The organism is Bacteroidales bacterium (genome assembly GCA_031275285.1).
Taxonomy (GTDB): Bacteria; Bacteroidota; Bacteroidia; order Bacteroidales; family UBA4181; genus JAIRLS01.
The window spans coordinates 1-22160 of sequence record JAISOY010000037.1; the positions used below are offsets into that span (position 1 = coordinate 1).

The following is a 22160-nucleotide window of genomic DNA, read 5'->3' on the forward strand; positions in this document are numbered from 1 at the left end:
GGAAATGGTCGAAACGATGCCCGGATATGGCGTTGGTTTTTCACAGCCCATTATCGATATGGTGATGGATCAGATTGCAGGGGCACATAGCGATTTAGCCATAAAAATCTACGGTGAAGATATGACCGAAAGCCGCCGCATAGCCGAGCAGGTGAAAAAAATTGTCGAGGGTGTGGATGGTGCTGCCGATGTCGGTATTATGGAAGAGCCTTTTTTACCACAACTTCAGATTGTTGCCGACCGGGATAAAATCGCTCAATACGGACTGAACATCGCCGATGTTGCCGAGTTGATAGAGGTGGCCATCGGTGGCAAAGCTATTTCTCAGGTATTTATAGGAAGCAGGGTGTATGATGTGATTTGCCGTTATAATGAAATATCACGCGATACACCTGAAAAAATAGGGGCTTTAATGCTTACTTCGGGTTCAGGGACAATGATCCCCCTCTCGACCGTGGCACAGATCAAAACCACAACAGGACCAAGCATGATCTCCCGCGAGATGAACCAGCGTTTTGTAACCGTGCGTGTGAATCTACGGGGACGGGACCTGACTTCATTCTTCAAAGAGGCCCAATCAAAAATAGAGGAAGAGATAAAATACGACCATTCCAAATTTCAATTTCACTGGGCCGGGCAGTTGGAGAACCAACACCGGGCTTACAGCCGCCTTGCTGTAATCATGCCTATAACACTGGCTGTGATGTTCCTCCTTTTGTTCTTTACTTTCGGAAAATTCCGTCAGGCAGGATTACTTATCGGAATGTTACCGCTTGCCGTTTTCGGAGGTATGCTGGCATTGGTAGTACGTGGGATGACCTTTAATGTATCGTCGGCAGTAGGATTTATTGCCCTGTTCGGACTCTCGATCCAGAACGGAGTAATCATGTTATCCCATATTAATGTATTGAGGCAAAGGGGTCAGGGACTAAAACAGGCAGTTATTGAAGGTGCATCGCACCGGTTAAGGCCAATGATGATGACTGCTACGGTAGCTATTCTCGGACTGTTGCCCGCCTCGCTTGCAACAGGTATAGGTTCGGATGTTCAGCGTCCTTTGGCTACCGTAATTGTTTACGGATTGCTCTTTGCCACGATATTTACACTTTTTATACTCCCTACCCTGTATTATGCTATGGAGAGACGATGTGAAAAGAATGGAACTTTACCACCAAAAGAAGAATGATATGAAAAACATATTAATAGTGTTTCAGATAACAGCCCTGTTACATATGGGGCTGTCGACCAATGGCCAGCAAATTACGCCGATCACCTACCATGATTATATGGAAAAGGTGACGGCAGGTAATATTGAATATGCTGCAGAGAAACTGAACGTGGATATTTCGGAAGCAGAAATTGTAGCGGCTAAAGTTTTCAATGATCCTGTCCTTGCCGTCTCATACTATAACAACAGTAACTGGGATATAGAAATGGGATATGGAGGTGAAATCGAGTTAAGCAAAACATTCTCCTTTGGAAGCCGGAAAGCCGGGATCAATCTGGCCAAAAGTGAAAAGGCTCTGACAGAAGCCCTGTTAGCTGATTATTTCAGGAATCTGCGCACTTATGCCACCATATCTTATCTGGAAGCATTGATGCAACATGAGTTACACAAGGTAAAAAAGGACTCCTATACAAATATCCGGCAATTGTCCGTAAGTGATAGCATTCGATTGGCTTTAGGGCAAATCATGGAGATAGATGCCATACAAAGTCGTCTGGAAGCCGACATTCTGCAAAATGAGCTCCTACAATCGGAAACGGAATTGTACCATGCTTTTTCCGGTTTAAATCTGGTAACCGGAACGTCGGGAATAGATACGCTTTTACAACCGAATGCTACTTTATACATGCCTCCCCGGGATTTCATCCTAAGTAATCTGGTTTCTACAGCTTTGGAAAACCGAACGGATCTTGTAGCCGCTTTGAGAAATAAAGAAGTGGCATCACGTGCATTAACAGTAGCCCGCCGCGAACGGAATCCGGAAATCGACTTATCCCTGTCTGCCAACCGGAATGCCAGGGTACATAATGAAGAGGCCCCTGCCCCTGCTTTCACCGGATATGCAGCGGGCATTGCCGTCCCTCTGAAATTTTCCGGATTCAACAAAGGAAATATCCAGGCCGCCCGCATACGGGAACAACAGGCCGAGATCCAGTATCAGCAGATAGAATTGCAGATACAAACAGAAGTCATGCAGTCCTACCGCCGTTATCAATCCTTATCCGAACAGGTGAAACGTTATGAAAACAGGTTGCTGAATGATGCCCGGAAAGTAATCGATGGAAAAATATTCAGCTATAACCGTGGCGAGATCTCCCTGCTTGAAGTACTGGATGCTCAACGTACCTATAATGATGTTCAGGCACAATATATCGAAACCTTATTCAATCATGTCACTGCATTGGTAGAATTGGAAAGGGATGCCGGAATATGGGATATTGAGTTGTAAATGAATGTATGAAACTATTGATAGGTTAAATGTTCATTGTCCTTTTTGCATTAAGGCTTATTGTATCAATAACATTAAGCCTTAATGTATTTATAATATGAGTAATACAACATTACGAATGCACGCTGTTTCTGGTATGATATCATACCAGAAACATGCCATCAGGCAATTTAAGAAGTAACCTGTAAAACACCCTTGATTTCGACAAGTCTATTTTTGAAAAATCTTTTTATTTTTCCCATTACCGCCATGCCTCTTCTCAGAAGCAGCACTCCGCAAAAGAGGTCGGCATTCCACCCGCGTTGAACGGCATAGTGTTCGGCGATCTCTGTAATTGTGTTTATCGATGCCGATATGGATTGCATCTGCCTGATAATCCCCCCGCGGCTCAATTTACGGCGGAAAACTATTCGGTTGGTGTCAATAAGCGCAAACTCCCAACGTTCTTCCTCTTTATGAAAAAAGACATTGGTCAGGTTGTAGTCATTATTCAGTATTCCTGCCTCGTGTTGCCGAATCGTAAATTCTGCAAAATCGGAAAGTACTTCTGATTTCAATGCACCTTGATAGTTCTCGACTTCTTTCAGAAGCGGATATGGCAGAAATGCAGAAACAAAATAGCCCGTATGAAAAAATCCATTCCTGGATATCTCTATATAAGCTACCGGTTCAGCAGTATTGAACCCCATCTCCTTGAGTCTGAATCCGTATACGTATGAACGCTTTGCTTTATTCATCTTGAAAAAAGTATAAATGAAGCAATTGGCCAAAGTCGGCCTTTTATAGCGTTTGACCACTAAAGTTGTCCCGTTTACCGTTACTTTTTTAACGGTATTACGGTCATTTTTATACAAAACGTCCCATTCATAGGTTTCATCAGGAATTTTCCGGACAAAGTCAGCCAGATATTCGTATTTCGGGTTAATAACTATTCTCATATCATACTTGTTTTATTATGGTTGACCTTCGATAAAGCATTCCCAATGATTGTCATACCATAAATAAAGAGACACATAGTTGACACCTATATCGCTGAATAACAAACCACTGTAATTCTTCCGTAATATTTCAATACACTGGATCTTATTGACTAACTGTTGTTCAATTTCAATTTTATGTAACATACGATTAGAATATAATGAAGTCTTTCAGATATAAAAATATTCTCTGTTCCGGCAGAGGGATTCGAACCCTCAACCTGCCGTATCCTTGCGGATACAGCCGCTCTACCTTATTGAGCTACACCGAAATATTCCTGAGAAATCTCTTCCTCTATTTTTTTCTATACGGCTATTTTCTATCAGACTGTTTTAAATAGGTTGATCATCCCCTCTTTTCAGAATACAAATATTTATAAAAAATCGACTTTGTCTTTGCTTAATGAACCGAACCGGATTTTTTAGGCGCCGAAGTGAAAAATACGCTACCTAAAGTAGTTTCGGAAATGAAAAAATATAAAGAATGATTACGGATAACAGGAATTGTCATATCATAAAACAGAAACATACTGTTAATATTCATTTTACTGAATAATAGACAGATAACCCTTCGTTTTATTAAGTCTTAAAATTCTATTTCTACCAAAAACCTAATTTAACAGTCAATAGTTTCAGATATGTTTTCGTTGATTTTCGAGTGTTTTTCTTTAGACGAAGATTATTTTCTGTCCAGATACTGACAAAATATTATTCAGATATATCCGGATAATATCAAATGTAAGGTATCAATATTTCACAAAGGCTATTCTACTTCCTCCAGCACCTTCTTATTAAAAGGATTCATTTTGATAAAATCCCTGTTGATAGGATAAGCTGCCATCACATCAGCCGGGAAAGGTTTCATCAGCTTGTTTATCTTCTCGTTTGACAAACCATGATCCATCCACATTTCTTCGTCTTCCACATTCAGAATTAAAGGCATCCGTTGCGGTTCCTCCCCTCCGTTATGTATCTCTCCTGTGAATCTGTTTGCTTCTGTTGTAATAATAGAATATGTATAGAATGTGTCTCCGGTTTCTTTATCGTACCAGCTATCATATATTCCGCCGAATGAAAATATCTCCTCTGTCTTTAAATAAATATAATAAGGAATGGTTTCTGTACCTTCATGGTGATATTCAAAATATCCGGTTGAAGGAATGATACAACGCTTCGACTTGATCGGGTTTCGGAATGAAAGTTTGTGGAAGATCGTTTCCGATCTTGCATTATAAGTCATTTTTCTGATCTCGAATGCATTCTTTTCATCCTTTGACCAGAATGGAATCAAACCCCATTTCATCATTTTCATCTCCGGTTTTTCTGTTATGACAATACAATCCGGATTGGTAAATGCAGAAATATGGTATTTTTCCTCTAATGTTTCCCGGTATGTCTCTATCAGATCCGTTTTACGTCCGTATCTTACTGCTAATTCCCGGGCCTTTTTACTCATTGAGTTATGAAAACACATAATTATACTTTATTGTGTGACAATATTTGACAACATACCCGAAAACTAAGGAAAAGAAGATCCCGGTTCATATAAATAATCTTGCTATTTTCTGCTCCCTGAAGGAGCAATTTTAAATAATGAGTCACGATTTTTCTATTATCTACATTAGTCTTCTGTTTTGACCATTTCGGATAGTAAAACTGTATGTTTTACTAATACTTATTGTGTAATCCTTATACCAATTCTCCTATTCATGAAGGTTCATTTCGCCTTTGTCAATTATATTTTTTTGATAAAAGAAGTTGATGAATCCAACAATTAGGAGTATACCCGAAATAATAAATAACAGAACTTCAAACATCCGGTTGGGTAGATCCAGTAAATTTCTGATACTTAGTGCAGCTACCAGAAAATACATGGATGTTCTTAAAAAGGCCAGAAAAGTTGTCTGGTTAGCCAGTCTCGTTCTCTGTATGGCAAGCTTATCCCGTAAAAATGTTTCACTACCTGTTAGAATATTATCAGTCTCCATTATATCAACCATTTATTTTTGGTATCTTTTAATGTATCTGATGCAGATGATGGAGTGATATATCTTTAAAAGCACTGCTATTACAGATACAAACAACATATTTATCCTTCTTTTCTTATTTCAGTTCACCTACTGTTCCTTTTTTGGAGCTGAATTCCCGGCAAGAAGTTACAACATCATTTCTTTACCGGAATACTTTTTTATCATCCCACAAACTGCAGGCATACCCGATCTTATTCTTACCGTATTATTTATAATATCTTCCCGGGCCAATCTTCACGGATAACCAAGGAATCTTCTACGACTACAGTTCCGATTATCCTTTTGCAAAGATACCTATTCATATAGCATTTCTGTTTGATTGGTCATTGACGGATCAAACACAATGCAATTACTTCAAAACCGCATTTTTTGTTTTCTTATCGGCTTTCCATATCCGATATTGGATATCATATCCTTCCGGTGCATAGATAACAATAGGCAATCTGCTGTTATACCTGACCGTTAAGGTTTGTGCATAAATGAATCTGGTCTCATTCGGTTTATTACAAGCCATCATAGTAGACCTGGTCTGTCCGTTGGATGAAAATTCATAATAGTTATACCCCCAACCCTGTAAATCTTTCTCTTCAAGTTTTCCCATCAGCGTGTGGTGATTACAATCTACCAGCATATTCTTTCCGGGCATTATCTCTACCTTGAAAGATGATTCATCCTTTTGCTTTTTGACTTCAATTACATGCCTGACCATGCCTTTCCCGGCAGGAGGAAAAGCTTCCAGCGCTTTTTGGACTTCACTTACCTGTCCGTTCGCCGTGATAGCTATAGACATGGAAATACAGACAAATAACATTGTTAATGTGTTTTTGGATATTGTTTTCATTTTATTATTAATTAAATTTATAAATTCATCGTATCTGTGTAACATCTGTTATATAACGATTGTTCATCAAGCCTTTCCTATACGCCCGGTATAAATTATCGTGATGGCAACGTAAGCCTCAGAAGATTCCGTGCTGGCAGCAAATATAGCAAAAGGTAAGGGCAATTGCAGAAAGTTTGCTTTCGAAAAATTGCCGAACTGCATCCTATATTCTGCAAATATAGTGAAAGCCGAGAGTCAAGCCAAGCAAGCTTGAGCTTGTCCGAGGCGCATCCTATATTCTGCAAATATACCGGAAAATAATGAAATAGAGTACAGAATCACTGATTTTCCCAAAATGTTCGTCTTTTCAGTATCTTCCATATGTACCAGGATATGGTTGAGATGGGATAATCCGATCACATTGGTATAGATATCTGACGTTTTACTCTTTTATCATCGTCAATAACATTTTGAAAGGCTCAACGGCTTGCTGTTTATGCAGCACATTGGCAGGCATAATGATGCTTTCTCCTTTGTGAACCATGATCGGTTTTCCACCTATAGTGATCTCTGCCTTACCATCGATAATTTGTACCATGGCATCGAAAGGTGCTGAGTGTTCGTTTAGTCCCTGTCCTTTATCAAATGAGAACAAAGTAACATTGCCCTTTTTATTTTTCAGGATTTGTTTACTTACAACACCGTTCTCCGTATATGAGATCAAAGAATCGAAATTAATGACTTCTCCTTTGCGGATAAATGTATTTTCCATATTCCAGTATTCTATATTCATTCAATATTTCTATAAAGACAAACAACCATAATAAGATCAAATGTTCTCACATGATGTAAATTCCGATCTTATTATGGTTGTTTACATGCCCGGTTTATCCTACCAGTTCTTTTTCATCCTCCTCTACTGTGGCAATCGTACCGATATTGAATTTTTCAACCAGCACTTTCGTAACGTTAGGAGACAGGAATGCTGGCAATGTGGGGCCAAGGTGAATATTTTTCACACCCAGGCTCAATAATGCCAGTAATACGATCACTGCCTTTTGTTCGTACCATGCGATATTGTACACGATAGGTAAATCATTGATGTCATCCAGACCGAATATTTCTTTCAGCTTTATGGCAATTACGGCCAGAGAATAACTATCATTGCATTGTCCGGCATCGAGTACCCTCGGAATTCCGCCGATATCGCCCAGCAGCAGTTTGTTATACCGGTACTTGGCACATCCTGCAGTCAGTATTACCGTATCTTTCGGTAATTCCTTCGCAAAATCGGTATAATATTCGCGACTCTTCATCCGGCCATCACATCCCGCCATAACGACGAATTTTCTGATGGCTCCGCTTTTTACGGCATCCACCACTTTATCCGCCAGCTGGAATACCTGGTGATGGGCAAATCCACCAATGATGCTTCCCTGTTCTATTTCAACAGGCGGCTTACATTTCTTTGCCAGTTCAATGATTGGCGAAAAGTCCTTATGTCCGTTTTTGTCAGCAACGATATGGATGCAACCGGGATATCCCGCCGAATTGGTAGTGTACATCCTGTCTTTATAACCTGCTGTCGGTGATGGAGGTACGATACAGTTGGTGGTAAACAATATCGGTCCATTGAATGTTTCGAACTCTTCCCGCTGACGCCACCAGGCATTTCCATAATTGCCCGCAAAATGTTTGTATTTTTTAAAAGCCGGGTAATAATTGGCAGGAAGCATTTCACTGTGTGTATAAACATCCACGCCTGTTCCTTCCGTTTGTTTCAGCAATTCCTCCATATCACCAAGGTCGTGCCCGCTGATCAATATGGCAGGATTATTACGCACACCGATATTCACCTCGGTAATTTCCGGGTTACCGTAACGGTTTGTATTCGCTTTATCAAGCAATGCCATTGCCTTTACCCCATGTTCGCCGGTTTCAAGCACCAATCCTGTCAGCCTGTTCGCATCGAGCTGCCCGATAGTAATATCCGACAGGGCTTTTTGTATGAACTGATGAATGGTTTCGTCGTCAAAACCAAGATGCATGGCATGCTCGGTGTAGGCAGACATCCCTTTTAATCCGTAAATGACCAATTCTTTCAGCGAACGGATATCCTCGTTCCTTTCACGCAATACGCCCACCGTTCTTGCTTTTTCAGCATATTCATCCGGTTCACCTGACCATGATATTTCATCCGCCCTGGGCAATGTAATTCCGGCCTCTTTTGCCTGGCTGACCAGCTGTTTTTTGATCTCCAAACCGTTCCTGACTCTTCCGGCAATGCTTTTTCCATCGAAATTGGCATTGGTAATGGTTGAAAACAGGGAATCGACCACAAACTCATTCACCTTCTTATCCACAGGAATATTATTTTCACGGAACTGATCAGAGACAATAGAGATCCCCCGCAATACAAACAGCAATAAATCCATCATTCCTGCCGTAGAGCTGTCTTTGCCGCACACGCCTTTGATAGTGCAACCTGTTCCTTTAGCTGTTTCCTGACATTGGAAACAAAACATCGTTTCATTCATATCCAACTGTTTTTGTTTTACACTGATTTTTAATATATTGAAATGCTATTAACTCTTATTTTAGACCCACTTATCTTCAAGGATGTTCCCTTTTACCCCTACCACAATTACCTTTAACGGCACTTTTCTCCGGGCTCGCTCCACGGCTTCTGAACAAATACGCATCAAGCCGCTACAACAAGGCACTTCCATGATCATCACCGTGAGGGTATTGATACCTCCCTGATCAATCATCGCCGTCAGTTTTTCGATATATACATCGAGGCTGTTGTCCAATTTCGGACAGGCAATGGCCAGGCATTTTCCTTTCAGGTACCAATGGAAGTCTCCCAGCGCATAGGCTGTACAATCAGCCGTCACCAGCATATCACATCCTTTCAGGTAAGGAGCCGTAGGTGACAATAAATGAAGCTGCACAGGCCAGTGTGTCAATTCGCCTGACTGCATTTCACAGGACGTTGCTGCCTCATGTTGCCGGACAAACGATACGGAGCGGCTTCCCGGACAACCTCCGTGTTTTGGAACAGATACCTCATTCCGGTATTGAGGAACGACAATACCGTGTTCTTTTAAGACTTTTTCCGCTTCATCGAGGAAATCCTGCTGATGGTGGTCTGCCAAATGTTTCAGATGCGCATGAATGACCTTTTTACCTTTGGGAATCATGCGTTCAATTACAGCACGTTCATCGTAAGCTTCTGCTTCACGTTCTTCCATCGTTATGGCATTTACAGGACAATCACCTATACAGGCACCCAACCCATCACAATATAGTTCACTGATGAGTACTGCCTTTCCGTCAATCAGTTGCAGGGCACCTTCATGACAACCCTGTACACAAAGCCCGCAACCATTACACAAAGCTTCGTTAATCCTAATGATTTTACGTTTCATGTTTCTTATGTCTTATTATTGCAAAGTTCGCCGGGCAAAACCTAAAAAAGTGTCATAAATGTTACATTCAACATTTTTTCTGCAATAACATGTTAAAGATATGATATTTTATTAAATTTTTACCAATTAATCATTCTTTTTACCATTTTGTGTGTATTATTATGCCCTTTATTTTCCGGAATAATAATTTTGCACGTATGGAGGTCTATGTATTATTAAAAAACCCCGTATTTCGAAATATAACCGCATCACGGCTGGAATCTTTTATGGATCGAACCTCTTCAGCCATAAGGTCCTACCCTGCCGGTGATTTTATAGCCATGCAGGATACTCCATATCATTCCCTGTATTTTTTGTGTAAGGGAAAGGTAAGGACACGTATGGTAAATGATGTGGGAAAACAGATCACTATTGAAGAAATGGAGGCTCCACGGCTACTGGCTCCGGCTTTTATCTATGCGTCGGAAAATCGTTTTCCTGTAAATGTCCAGACCCTGACCGAATGTGAGGTATGGGTGGTAAACAAGGACGATTTCACACAACTGATGCATGAAGAGCCTGTGATCATGGAAAATTTCCTGCGTATCATTTCCGACAGAAGTTTATTCTTAAGCAAAAAACTAAATGCATTTGCCTTACAGGATTTAAAAGGACGGTTAGCTGCATACCTGCTCGAAAATCCCGATGCAAGAAATCAGCAGGAAATCGCTGATATACTCGGTGTAGCACGTCCCTCACTTGCGCGGATCATTTCAGAGCTGTCGGATGAAGGAATGATCTTTGTGGAAAAACGAAAAATAAAAGTGCTTGATCATGAGCAATTGAAACGATATGTATCAACTCATTAGGCGAGGTATTTAGAGATCGAATATTTAATTAGTTATTCAACACGCGGATAAAATAACGGGTATATTTATTGCAAGCGTTATGAAACATCATCATTTCCGATAAGCGGATCATAAGAATTTACTAAAGCGTAAAATAACGAGATTGGATGGAATATACCATGAAGTAATTCAGTAGCTTTGCAGCTATCATATGAGTATTTCAATGAAATTGCGTGCCGTACTGGCGTGCCTGTTGTGGGGATCTGCATTTGCAGGGGCAAAGATCGGGTTTGAATATGCCGAACCGATATTGCTGTCCGGTATGCGTTTTACCCTCGCCGGATTGCTTCTCATTCCGGTAATGGTGATCAACAAAGTGGACCTGAAAAATACCCTCAGGCATTGGAAATTTATGTTGCTGTTCGCCTTCCTGCAAACCTTCCTGCAATACGGTCTTTTTTTCATGGGATTGAATAAAGTACCTGCATCAACCTCAGCAATCATTATCGGAGCCGGCCCTCTTTTTGTGGCTATAATGGCTCATCTGACCCTTGCGGATGACAAAATGACCCTCCGTAAAATGATGGCAATAGCATTAGGGCTTTCGGGTGTAATATTTATCAGCCTGGCTAAAGGAGGGTTTTCGGCAGATCATCCCCAATTCTGGGGCGGAGTTGGACTACTGGTTCTGAGTAACATCATTGGCAGTTATACCAATATCATGGTCGTTAAAAAGAAAGAATTTCAAATCTCACCTATTGCTTTGACATCATTTGCTAATTTTACGGGTGGTATCATGCTACTTATTGTATCGTTCATTTTCGAGAAACCCGTAATTGAAGTTTACCCTCCAAAATTCTACCTTGCACTGACATGGCTGGCGATCATTCCTGCAGGTGCATTCTCGTTGTGGTATGGCCTGTTGCAAAAACCGGGCGTCAAGGTCTCGGAATTAAACGTATGGAAATTTCTTGTACCTGTAAGCGGATGTATTTTGAGTTGGATATTATTACCCACTGAATATCCCGACTGGGCGTCGATAGTTGGTATTATCATCATTACAGGTGCATTGCAGCTGCTCCATATCAAACCATTGAAAACCAAAACGGAAAGGAAGGAGTAAACGAATCTTTTCAACTCATTTACCCCAAAGCCTTGATATTCATCAGTGGTTTCACCGAATCGATAATGGTGGCCGTATCCCTGATCGCTTCCATAATCACATCCTTGTCTTTGTAAGCCATTGGCGACTCATCCAAGGTCTGTTTACAAACCGAAGTTGAGTAGATACCCTCCATTTCCTTTGAAAACTCATTCATATCCAGTAATTTCATCGCTTTGTTCCGGGCAAGCACTCTTCCGGCGCCATGCGGAGCCGAACAGTTCCAATCCGCATTGCTTTTGCCCTCACAGATCAGGATACCATCACGCATATTGAACGGGATCACCATCTTTTCGCCTTTATAGGAACGGATGGCTCCTTTTCGGATGATCCAATCGGTGGTATCGATAAAGTTGTGCATCGAATATACCGAATCAACGGCATGGTAATCCTCACCCAGATCCTTAAAGATGGCCTTCGACATGGCCTGATGGTTAAATTGTGCGTAAGTCTGGGCAATCACCATATCTACAAGGTATTCGTACATATTATCCCCTACCAGAAAATGTTCTTTTTTACCGACCTCGTACCTGTTGTTCAATTCCTTCAATTTTTGGGGAATATCACTAGTCGGTTGTGTATTCTTGGTTATGTATTCGAATTCGTCGTGATACTCTTTCGGAAGGATTTTCGTCCCCGTCATTTTCTTTGCATGGAAATTACAGATTTTCAGCCCGAAATGCCGCGAACCTGAATGAATGGTCAGGTAATGCGAACCGTTGTTCGCCGATTCGCCGATTTCTATAAAGTGGTTTCCACCACCCAGTGTTCCTACCGAGTAGTAGAACGTATTTTCTCCGATGCCTGTTTTTTTACAGAGGTTAGAAATATACTCCCTATCCACTTTGATCGGGGGCTTGTTCTCACCAAAACGTTTTGTCCATTCGTTCTGAAAAATCTCAATGTTTTTGTTGACGGTTTCGAAATAAGGTTCGATCCACCAGTCGTCGAAGTTCTTTTCCTTTCGGATATGCATTCCCATCGGAACGGAACGCCTGATGGCATGATCGAGTGTCGGGAAACGCCCTGTGTCTATCCTTTTGTTCAATTCATGAGCGGTAACTGAGCAACCTATATCCACACCAATGTAGTTCGGATTCACCATTCTGGTCATAGGCATAGTGAACCCGATCACAATTCCTTTTCCTACATGGGTATCGGGCATGATGCGCACAGGAACGCCTTCGGATATTTCGTGATGCAATATGTTTTTTATCAATCCGATGGCTTCCGTTTCCACATCGTCGATAAAGATTTTGCAATCCTGATTGTATTTTCCTTGTAATGATATCATGATAAATGATTTAAAATTACCTTCGGTGAGTCCTTCGGGGTTCCGGGTTCAAAATTCCGGATTTAAAATTCAATCCTAAAATCGTAAAACTATAAGATTTTGGATTTTTATAAAATAAAATGAGAGTAAATGAATTCAAAGCGACCCAATAACATTGAACTTTTCAACTTTGAATCAGGCGACAGCCTGTGCGGCATCTCATTATAAAAACAGAAATAACAGGCGAAAAGAGAGCGGGGCATGGCTTGTCGGATTCGAACCGAATAGTCTCGCCGGTTTTACGACCTCACTATTCCTCCCCTGAAATGGTGCCGAAGTATCCCTTTTCTACGACATTCTGTATATATTTAAAAACAAGGCGACAGACGAACAGAGAACAAACCGCTCTATCCAATTGAGCTACATCCCGAAGGATGACGGGACTCGAACCCGTAACCAGCGTAACCCTAATACGAAGTAACTCTGCTCTACGGCACTTGTTTTATCGATTCGGTCAATGAACATTTATTTGATGATGCAAAGGTAAAAATAGAAGTGCGCAGTATTTTTGCGTAGCTTAAATTATTTTTAATAACTATCCGTTTTTTCACCTAAAATCATTCAGACGGATGTGTTTAGCCCCGATGGGGCTAAACAATAATAACCGCCGGTGCAACCGGGGGGAAAGACAAACAGCCTCCAAAGCGTCTCCGAAGGAGGCGAACAAAAACCCGGATGCAGTCTATACTCATTCGTTTGCCCCCTTCGGGGACAGAATCGACACTTGCCACTTCTTCCGCCGGCTGCACCGGCGGTTATTATCATATGCCCGTTTCACGGACTGCTCAATGTGACATTAATCAAAAATAGTTTAGGTAACAAAACGATTATTCATATTATTCTATATCTGCATCAAAAAAAATCCGATATTTAAAATCTCATTGGGCAGTTTGCCTATTTTTGTACGGTAAATCAGATACAAATAATGATGGAGGATATATATATATCGCAGGACAGGGGGAATGAAAAGGAATACCAGCAATATCTCGATGCGATGGATGCCGTATCGATTGAGAAAGTGGCATCGGCCAGCGTGTTTTTTGAGCCACTGGAAGGAAATGTCCTGGTAGATGTAGGTATGGCATCGGGCACAAGTTCGGCGATTCTGGCACAGCTTTTCCCTAAATTGTCCATCATTGGGGTGGATATCAATCCGAAGATGGTGGATATGGCTCAGGACAAATATCGGCTTCCCAACCTTTCGTTCAGGGTAGACGACGGTGAAAAACTGGCGGGTTTTGAAAATAACTCGGTAAACGGATTTTTCAATTGCTCATCCATCCATCATATCACATCTTTCAACGGGTACGACAGCAACCGTGCCTATAGTACCATAGCCTGCCAGACAAAGCTTCTGAAAGAGCGGGGTATCATTGTGATTCGTGATTTCGTGAAGCCTGGTAACCGGGAAGTGATGCTTGAACTTTCGACCGCTGACAAATCCGATCGTCCAAACGATTGCGAGTTATTGCTCAATTTTGCACAGGCAGCCCGTTCGCTTGCTGTTGCCGGAGAACGCGGATTTCCCGTTAAGGAACTGTCTCAAAAGAGCAAAGATCGACGCCGTTTCAGACTATTCTATGCCGATGCTGTCGAGTTTGTCCGTCGCAAGGATTATTATGAGAATTGGGATGTGGAATTACAGGAAGAATACGGATATTTTACGCAACAGGAGTTCGAGGATTGTTTCCGTAACAACGGACTGCGTATTATTCTCTCATCGCCGATTTATAACCCGTGGATCATTGCCAACCGTTACCGCGGACAATTTTGTCTTTACGATCTCAATGGGGAAATGCTGGGCTTCCCTCCTACCAATTACCTGATAGCGGGTGAAAAGACGGAAAAGGGCGGAAAAAAGATCTTTCCCGTAAGGTATTTACCCGAATCGGATAAACCGTTCTTGAAGTTTTCCGCATACCTTAACACACAGAACCATCAGGTCTACGATCTGGTGGAACGTCCCAACGAGGTGGTCGATCTGATCCCTTATTACCGAAACGGCGATAAAATAGAGATATTGGCCAAACATGCCTACCCACGGCCGCTGGTAAATGCGGAAACGGACAGCGCTATCATCGACGGGAAGTATTACGGAGGCTACCTGACGGAAGGAATTACAGCATCCAAAACAGGTGATATAGCCACCATCCTGCATGAACGAACAGGTATCGGTACTGAGGATTGCCTTTCGACGGATATTTCGCTGAACTACTATACCTCGCCGGGAGGAATCAACGAGAAAGTATCGTCATATCTGGTACAACTCAGTCATTCACCTGATGATTCGGTGATGTTTGCCAATAAATATCCGGGGCTGAACGAATGGTCCGTCATCCGTAAATATGATGCGGAACAGCTTTTGAAAACCGCTCAGACAGGGACATTGGCCGAAGCACGCCTGGAACTGAATATTTATCACTTATTTCGTAAAAAACAGATCCTTTTACCTAAATGGATGGGTGAAAAAATAGAAATCGGAAAAGATAATATTCCCGAAATTACCCGATTTGATGAACTGATCGGAAGGCAAGCAAAATGCTTTGAGCCTGCCATAAATACATCTTCGTTTCTTACGACACAGAGGGTATTATTTGCCGAATCCGGACCTGAATCGGGAAAAAACGTCCTGGAATATGTCTATCCATCGTCGGTAAGTTCCAACACACTGATTACGCTGCCTGTCTGCAATTATTCGGACAAAGTTTATATCGGCCTTGAATTACGTGACCTGCCCGTACCGCAGATATTATCGGGCAATAGTACCATTATTACAGTTCCTGCAAGGCGGTTGCTGAAGGAAATCACAAACTTTCAAATGCTTGAGGAGTACATACTACAAATGGATTTATTCGGATCAAAAGTTACTCGTTTCTCCAAACTCGGCGAAAAATATTTTCCAAGCGTCGGTGTAACACCCGAACAGGTATATCCCTATATGGTGCAAACGGATATTCCTGCAAAAGATCTGGCATGGGTGGAACTGGACACATTGATCAATCATGCGGAACAACTTCATGACGGGCATCTGCTGATCAGTCTTTTCAGATTGTGGCATGCACTACATGGCTGAAATGTTTATGTATACTTTATAGAACCGACAGGCAACTAACTTTTCGCCAATCCAGATAAAAACCAATCGCCATTATCCTATAAATAAATCGAATAAGATTATTCTTTATCTCAATGCGTACTTTTTACACATTTTATTTGGAAAATCATTTTCCACACCTTATATTTGCGTAAAAACCACACAATGATATGTCCGAAATAAAAAAATATTGTTATGAATACCCTCGTCCAGCTGTTACAACCGACAGTGTTATCTTCGGTTTTGATGAAGGGGAATTGAAGATTTTATTGATAGAAAGAGGTCTTGAACCTTTCAAAGGGCAATGGGCATTACCAGGCGGTTTCATGCAAATAGATGAAGACGCCGAAACCTGTGCGTTAAGGGAGTTGAAAGAAGAAACAGGTGTATGTAATGCTTTTATGGAGCAGTTGTACACCTTCTCGAAAGTAGACAGGGACCCACGTTATCGTGTAATAAGCATTGCTTATTATGCTTTGGTGAAACTTTCCGATTATAAAGTGGAAGCAGGCGACGATGCCAGCAAAGCGCAATGGTTTCCGCTTTCTGAAGTTCCGCCGCTTGCCTTTGACCACGAGCATATTCTGCAAACCGCTATTGAACGATTGAAAGGAAAAATCAGATATCAACCGATCGGGTTCGAGTTGTTGCCCGAAAAGTTTACTATCCCCGATCTACAACGTTTGTACGAAGTTACTCTGCAAACGAAACTTGATCGGCGGAACTTCAGGAAAAAGTTCCTATGCACAGGTTTACTGATCGACTTATCTGAACAGGTGAAAGGTGTTCCGCACAAAGGTGCCAAGCTATACCGATTCGATAAGGCGAAATACGAAGAATTGACCCGCAAGGGATTCTATTTTGAAATTTAAACTCTTTAAAATCTGATGATATGAGCATATTATTTTTGATCATCGACATGCAGAACGACTTTTGTCGCCCCACAGGCACCCTTTATGTGCCCGGTGCGGAAAAGGATGTGGAACGTCTGAGCCGGTTCATTGCTGAGAACAAAGAATATATCAGCGAAATAATTCTGACGCAGGACAACCATCAGGTAATGGATATTGCTCATCCTTGTTTCTGGAAAAACGTACAGGGCAAACATCCTCAGCCTTTTACTTCCGTCTCTTTGCAGGATGTAACGGAAGGAAAATGGATACCCATACAGAGTAAAGAAGAAGCAACCATTTATCTGCAAAAGCTGGAAGAGGCAGGCGAATATACCCATACCATATGGCCTGAGCATTGTATCTGGGGGAGTGAGGGAGCAGCCATCGATCCTGTATTGATGAACGAAATCATCAATTGGGCAAGGGAAGGTAAGACTTTCGACCTGATAAGTAAGGGAACAAATCCCCTCACCGAACATTTCGGAGCATTCAGGGCCAATATCCCAATAGATGACGAGCCAGAGACACAGTTCAATACCAGATTATTGCAGCAATTGGAGTCTGCCGACAGGATATGGGTGGCGGGCGAGGCTAAAAGCCATTGCGTGGCAAACACCTTGAAACAGCTTCTCGATTATCCTAACGTTCTGCAAAAGACAGAAATTCTCGAAGACTGTATGAGCAATGTAGCGGGATGCGACCAGTTGGCCGTACCGATTTTCGATCAGGCAAAAAAGCTGGGAATGAAATTCACAACCACCAATCAAATCCGTTTTAAAACAATTAAAAAGTGAAAGTGGAAAATAGCACAAAGCGTAAAAATCATCAAATTATGTATGGTTTAAAGAGGTATGATTAAAATAATGATTTCATCACAACATTTCAAGAATTCGTGAGCATTAGCCTATATAGTCATGCAAAGCATACATACCATATTGACGATTTTCTGTCCAAGCGGAGCCAATAAACGGAGCGCGTTAAAACTTAGTACAGCGTTCTCACGACCGAAGGGAGTAATCGTCAAGTCGTATTTGGTTCTTTTTGCGGTGTCAAAAAGAACCAGAAAAAGGACAAATTGATGTTTTTATTTTCTAGATATCCCAAACAACACGTTCTCATAAACAAAATCAAAAATTATTTATTCCATGATTATACAAGATTTTATAGATAATGACCTGTACAAATTCACCACGATGAACGCCATACAGAAAAAATTTCCCGATGCGGAAGTAGTTTATAGGTTTGTCAACAGGGGAAAGACGCAATTTCCGGATGGTTTTGCGGCGGCGCTCAGGAAAGAAGTAGAAGCGATGCAGACACTCAGTCTGAGCAAAGAGGCCGAAACCTACATGCGGAAGAAATGTTATTATTTCGATCCGGTATTTTTCGACCTGCTGAAAGGTTATCGTTTCAATCCCGATGAAGTTACCGTTACACAAAACGGAGGCGAACTGGATGTCGAGATACGCGGATTGTGGTATCGCACCGTACTGTGGGAAGTACCGCTAATGGCCATCATTTCGGAACTTTATTTCCAGATGATGGGACAAGTAGCGCAACAAACAGAGGAAAGAGTTATTGCCAAAGCGAAACTATTCAGGGAAAATACTGTAGAACTTTCCGAATTCGGTACCCGTAGGCGGTATTCATTCGATGTACAGGACAAGGTGGTATCTGCACTGATGGAGAATATGGGACGTTATTTCAACGGTACCAGTAATGTTTATCTGGCGATGAAACACCATACTGTCCCTATGGGTACACATCCACATGAGTGGTTTATGTATCATGGAGCGCATTATGGATACCGAATTGCAAATATGCAGGCTATGGAAAACTGGATCGACGTATACGGCGGATATCTGGGTATTGCCCTGACGGATACCTATACAACCGATAATTTCTTTAATAGCTTCTCGACAAAGCATGCAAAGCTTTTCGACGGATTGAGATGGGACAGCGGCGATCCGTTTGATTTTACCGAAAAAGCGATAAGGCATTATACGAAACACCGTATCGATCCGAAATCTAAAACTATTGTATACAGCGACGGTCTCGATACGGATAGCCTCTTACAGATAAAGGCTTTTGTGAAAGGGCGTATCCATGATGTTTACGGTGTAGGTACTTACCTTACCAACGATGTAGGCGTGAAGCCACTGAATATGGTCATTAAGTTATTTGAAGTGAAACCGGCAGGAAATCACTGCTATGTACCTGCCGTAAAATTATCCGACGTACAGGGGAAATATACCGGTGATCCTAATGAGATTGAATTGTGCAAGAAGTTATTGAGGTTGGACTGATTTAGAATTTAATCTATTATTCACCATGATGATTATCTGATATCTTATTCTTAATATTTTATATGGATGGATCGAATTCATATAGTTCTTTATAAGCAGTGGAATAATACACTCCTCCTATATACGCTTTGTTGTTAATAACAAAAACAAAAAAACCTTCACCACCTGAATTAGGTATTTTAGTAAAATGAGTCCAAGTGTCTGATTCCGGATGGTATTCCCAAATATCCCGAACAGGAAGGGTTCCACTATTTGCCGCTGATAACCCTAAACCAGCAAATATGCGTCCATTTATAACAAAGGAAATAGCTCCTCGTGTGGGATCTCCGGGATATTGTCTTTTTTCTGTCCAGTTATCACTAACAGGATCATATTCATAGAAATCATTGAATCGATCCAATCCAAAAGATCCGCAACCTACATAGCCTTTCCCATTATGGGAAAAAGCGATTGCATTTGACCGTGCATGAAACGGAAATCCCGTTTTTCTTATCCATTGATCTGTATGAGGATCGTACATCCTTACTGTATTTGTATAGCTACGATCAACATTTCCACCGCAATTATAGGCTTTATTATCAATTACAAATGTAAACGTTCCGCTGGAATGAATATCCGGAAGATCATTAATTTTAAGCCAATTTACTGGTGTTCCGGTTGATCGATGGAAATCTGTAAAATTTCCTCCGCCTCCGTAGTATAGCTTATCAGCTATCTGGAAAAAGGTTGGCTGACTTCTGTTAACATAATTATATTTTTCTGCTTCAGACCATGAATTATATTGAGGATTGTATTTAAGAAGGCTATTGTTGGTTCTAATATAACCTTGATTATCTATTGAATACGACGCCTGAAAAGAACAGCTCGATACTGGTAATCCTGCTTTCCTGGCCCATGGGGTGATTAATTTAAAGTTAGAATCAGAGTAACTACCATTACCATCAACAGATACAAGAATAGGAGCGTCAATACGGGGAATAGTATTAGGTATTGTGACTTTTATTTCATTTATTGAACAACTAATAATATTTAGATTGTAATTAGAGCAAGTGACTTTAAGTTTGTTGGCAGTACTTGAAAAATAGTTGCCGGTAATGGTTATAATATCACCAGCTTTTCCTGAGGTTGGATAGATACCGTCGATTTTAGGTGCAATATATCTAAATTTTTCGCTGGCTATTATTGTAAGACCATCACGTTTAATTTTTACATCAGCTAATTTATTTTGATTGAACTTAGGAATTATTGCTTTAATTCTTGTTGGAGAAAATTCTGAAATAGTAACTTTTGTCTGGTCTATATAGATAGAAATATTTTCTGGTACATGTCCAAAACCACTGCCTTCTATGATTATTTCATCATCTCTTAGTCCCTCTTTAGGCGAAAAAGTTGAAATAACAGGTGTCTGGTATTTAAACTGGTTATTACTTTTTCCAATCAGGCCATTATTTTGCACTAAAATATCTACCTTATCAATACCTGTAGAAAATGGTACAATCACCTTGAGTAAAGTATCCGAAATAAAATGGTATTTTTCAACTTTATATGATCCGAACATAACCGAGAGCGTATTTGTTGATAGCATGTATTTTCCTTCTATGGTAATTGTATCGCCACCACAAGCACTTTGTCGACTTAAAGAGCTAACAATCGGTTTTTGGTAAATAAACATATATGGAGCGTTTATGTTCATAAAATCAGTCTCTACAGAAATGGTAGCATTTTCAATTCCGGTTTCTGCGACAGGAGCAAATACTGTAATCAGAGAATCGGAAAGTTGTACGACGAAAGCCTTTTTTCTATCAAATTTTACTGTTATATTTGAATTCAAAGATGAATGTCCGAAATTTGTTCCCCTGATTTTTATAAGATCTCCATTGATTCCTTTTTGTGGACTTATTTCCCGGATAAACGGTAAATTATAAGAGAAGTGTTGATCAGAGTCGGTTGTAAAATGATCATATACGTACCGGATTATCGCACTTTTTATACCTTTTGATGATGGTACCAGCACGGCATATACTGAATCTTTTAGAGAAAGAATTTTAGCCTCTTCTTGATTAAAAAAGATCGTCGGCTTTAATGCCGGACTTGAATAATTTTTTTCTTTTAAATAAACAGTGTCCAAAAATGTACCTGATGTTGGATAAAAGTCAAGAATTTCAGGTCTTTTATATTTAAAATCATTATATGAAATTTTTTGTTCATTAGCATTAACAAAAATAGTTGCCGATTCATTTCCTTTAGATGATGGAACAAGGACTTTAATCAAAGTTTTTGAAGAAGCGATTATTTTTGCTTTTTGATCGTTGAACAGTACGATGCTTTTTAAGTCGCTGAAATTCTTGCCGTATATGGTTAAGGTATCTCCAGATATACCTGAAACAGGAGTAACAGATATTATTTCAGGCGCTAAACTTCCTAAACTTTTGAATGATACGGCTTCGGAATAATAGGTGAATTCTCTTGTCTTTGCATACGAACTAACATAATAAATTTTATCAAATATCATTGTATAATCTGCTTTTGCAGAAAAAGATATTTCTGATGGTTTCCCCAAAGATATACTTTCCGAATTTGAGATAATTGGATTTTCAGAAGTTCCAAAAACAAAGCCGTGATCAATTATATCAGCAGGATCAGTTAACAATGAACAATTGAATTCAGCCCCTTCATTAGTAATATTTGTAACTACTACGGTGTCAACCAATGGGGAGATATCAGATATTTTATCATCTTTTTTACACGAAAGAAAATAAAATAATATAAATAAAATGATAAGAATATTTGATTTTGCCTTCATCATGTAATCTAACTTTTAGACGGATCAA

The 22160-nt window shown here is 40.6% G+C and carries 18 protein-coding genes and 1 tRNA gene; 8 read left to right on the forward strand and 11 right to left on the reverse strand.

What is annotated here, in order from left to right; genetic code table 11:
* Both LBQ60_03265 and LBQ60_03270 read left to right on the forward strand, forming a co-directional pair.
* The coding region (locus LBQ60_03265) for an efflux RND transporter permease subunit (GenBank protein MDR2036922.1) at nt 1–1186 on the forward strand (1186 nt) is incomplete at its 5' end.
* A gap of 1 nt (nt 1187) precedes the next feature.
* Nucleotides 1188–2456 carry a TolC family protein gene (locus LBQ60_03270; protein ID MDR2036923.1) on the forward strand — a complete coding sequence of 423 codons (1269 nt, stop codon included), beginning with the start codon at nt 1188–1190 and terminating at the stop codon, nt 2454–2456.
* 170 nt (nt 2457–2626) lie between these two features.
* Here LBQ60_03270 and LBQ60_03275 read toward each other — a convergent pair whose 3' ends face one another.
* The 9 genes from LBQ60_03275 to LBQ60_03315 all read right to left on the reverse strand — a co-directional run bounded on the left by LBQ60_03275 (nt 2627) and on the right by LBQ60_03315 (nt 9717).
* Nucleotides 2627–3394, reverse strand: coding sequence for a tyrosine protein kinase (locus tag LBQ60_03275; protein ID MDR2036924.1), 768 nt, complete (start codon nt 3392–3394; stop codon nt 2627–2629).
* 15 nt (nt 3395–3409) lie between these two features.
* Complete coding sequence (locus tag LBQ60_03280) at nt 3410–3580, reverse strand: hypothetical protein (protein MDR2036925.1); 171 nt, start codon at nt 3578–3580, stop codon at nt 3410–3412.
* Between the two features lie 46 nt (nt 3581–3626).
* A tRNA-OTHER gene (locus tag LBQ60_03285) sits at nt 3627–3705 on the reverse strand.
* Nucleotides 3706–4196: 491 nt separating this feature from the next.
* Nucleotides 4197–4907 (reverse strand): SOS response-associated peptidase, encoded by a 711-nt coding sequence (locus tag LBQ60_03290; protein ID MDR2036926.1) that lies wholly within the window; start codon nt 4905–4907, stop codon nt 4197–4199.
* A gap of 229 nt (nt 4908–5136) precedes the next feature.
* Complete coding sequence (locus LBQ60_03295; GenBank protein ID MDR2036927.1) at nt 5137–5421, reverse strand: DUF202 domain-containing protein; 285 nt, start codon at nt 5419–5421, stop codon at nt 5137–5139.
* A 391-nt stretch (nt 5422–5812) separates the two neighbouring features.
* Nucleotides 5813–6304 (reverse strand): serine protease inhibitor ecotin, encoded by a 492-nt coding sequence (gene eco / locus LBQ60_03300; GenBank protein MDR2036928.1) that lies wholly within the window; start codon nt 6302–6304, stop codon nt 5813–5815.
* A gap of 424 nt (nt 6305–6728) precedes the next feature.
* Complete coding sequence (locus LBQ60_03305; GenBank protein MDR2036929.1) at nt 6729–7058, reverse strand: cupin domain-containing protein; 330 nt, start codon at nt 7056–7058, stop codon at nt 6729–6731.
* 115 nt (nt 7059–7173) lie between these two features.
* Nucleotides 7174–8823 (reverse strand): hydroxylamine reductase, encoded by a 1650-nt coding sequence (gene hcp, locus LBQ60_03310; protein ID MDR2036930.1) that lies wholly within the window; start codon nt 8821–8823, stop codon nt 7174–7176.
* A 60-nt stretch (nt 8824–8883) separates the two neighbouring features.
* A complete protein-coding gene (locus LBQ60_03315; protein ID MDR2036931.1) occupies nt 8884–9717 on the reverse strand; it encodes a 4Fe-4S ferredoxin in 834 nt (277 codons plus the stop codon).
* Between the two features lie 197 nt (nt 9718–9914).
* Here LBQ60_03315 and LBQ60_03320 point away from each other — a divergent pair, with 197 nt between their 5' ends.
* Together LBQ60_03320 and LBQ60_03325 are read left to right on the forward strand one after the other, a co-directional pair.
* On the forward strand, nt 9915–10565 hold the full coding sequence (locus LBQ60_03320) for a Crp/Fnr family transcriptional regulator (protein MDR2036932.1): 651 nt from the start codon (nt 9915–9917) through the stop codon (nt 10563–10565).
* Between the two features lie 202 nt (nt 10566–10767).
* Nucleotides 10768–11667 (forward strand): DMT family transporter, encoded by a 900-nt coding sequence (locus LBQ60_03325; GenBank protein ID MDR2036933.1) that lies wholly within the window; start codon nt 10768–10770, stop codon nt 11665–11667.
* Nucleotides 11668–11686: 19 nt separating this feature from the next.
* On the opposite strand, the gene LBQ60_03330 is transcribed toward LBQ60_03325, so the two are convergent.
* Complete coding sequence (locus tag LBQ60_03330) at nt 11687–13000, reverse strand: RtcB family protein (GenBank protein MDR2036934.1); 1314 nt, start codon at nt 12998–13000, stop codon at nt 11687–11689.
* Between the two features lie 964 nt (nt 13001–13964).
* On the opposite strand from LBQ60_03330, the gene LBQ60_03335 reads away from it, so the two are divergent.
* From LBQ60_03335 to pncB, 4 genes are all read left to right on the forward strand, one after another.
* Complete coding sequence (locus LBQ60_03335) at nt 13965–16112, forward strand: methyltransferase domain-containing protein (protein ID MDR2036935.1); 2148 nt, start codon at nt 13965–13967, stop codon at nt 16110–16112.
* A 188-nt stretch (nt 16113–16300) separates the two neighbouring features.
* Entirely contained in the window at nt 16301–17002 is a 702-nt protein-coding gene (locus LBQ60_03340) for an NUDIX hydrolase (GenBank protein MDR2036936.1), read from the forward strand.
* Between the two features lie 20 nt (nt 17003–17022).
* Nucleotides 17023–17817, forward strand: a complete 795-nt coding sequence (locus LBQ60_03345; protein MDR2036937.1) for an isochorismatase family protein — start codon at nt 17023–17025, stop codon at nt 17815–17817.
* A gap of 351 nt (nt 17818–18168) precedes the next feature.
* A complete protein-coding gene (pncB, locus tag LBQ60_03350; GenBank protein ID MDR2036938.1) occupies nt 18169–19329 on the forward strand; it encodes a nicotinate phosphoribosyltransferase in 1161 nt (386 codons plus the stop codon).
* 58 nt (nt 19330–19387) lie between these two features.
* Here the strand turns inward: pncB and LBQ60_03355 are convergent, their stop codons facing one another.
* Nucleotides 19388–22135 (reverse strand): IPT/TIG domain-containing protein, encoded by a 2748-nt coding sequence (locus LBQ60_03355; GenBank protein MDR2036939.1) that lies wholly within the window; start codon nt 22133–22135, stop codon nt 19388–19390.
* Nucleotides 22136–22160 lie beyond the last annotated feature (25 nt).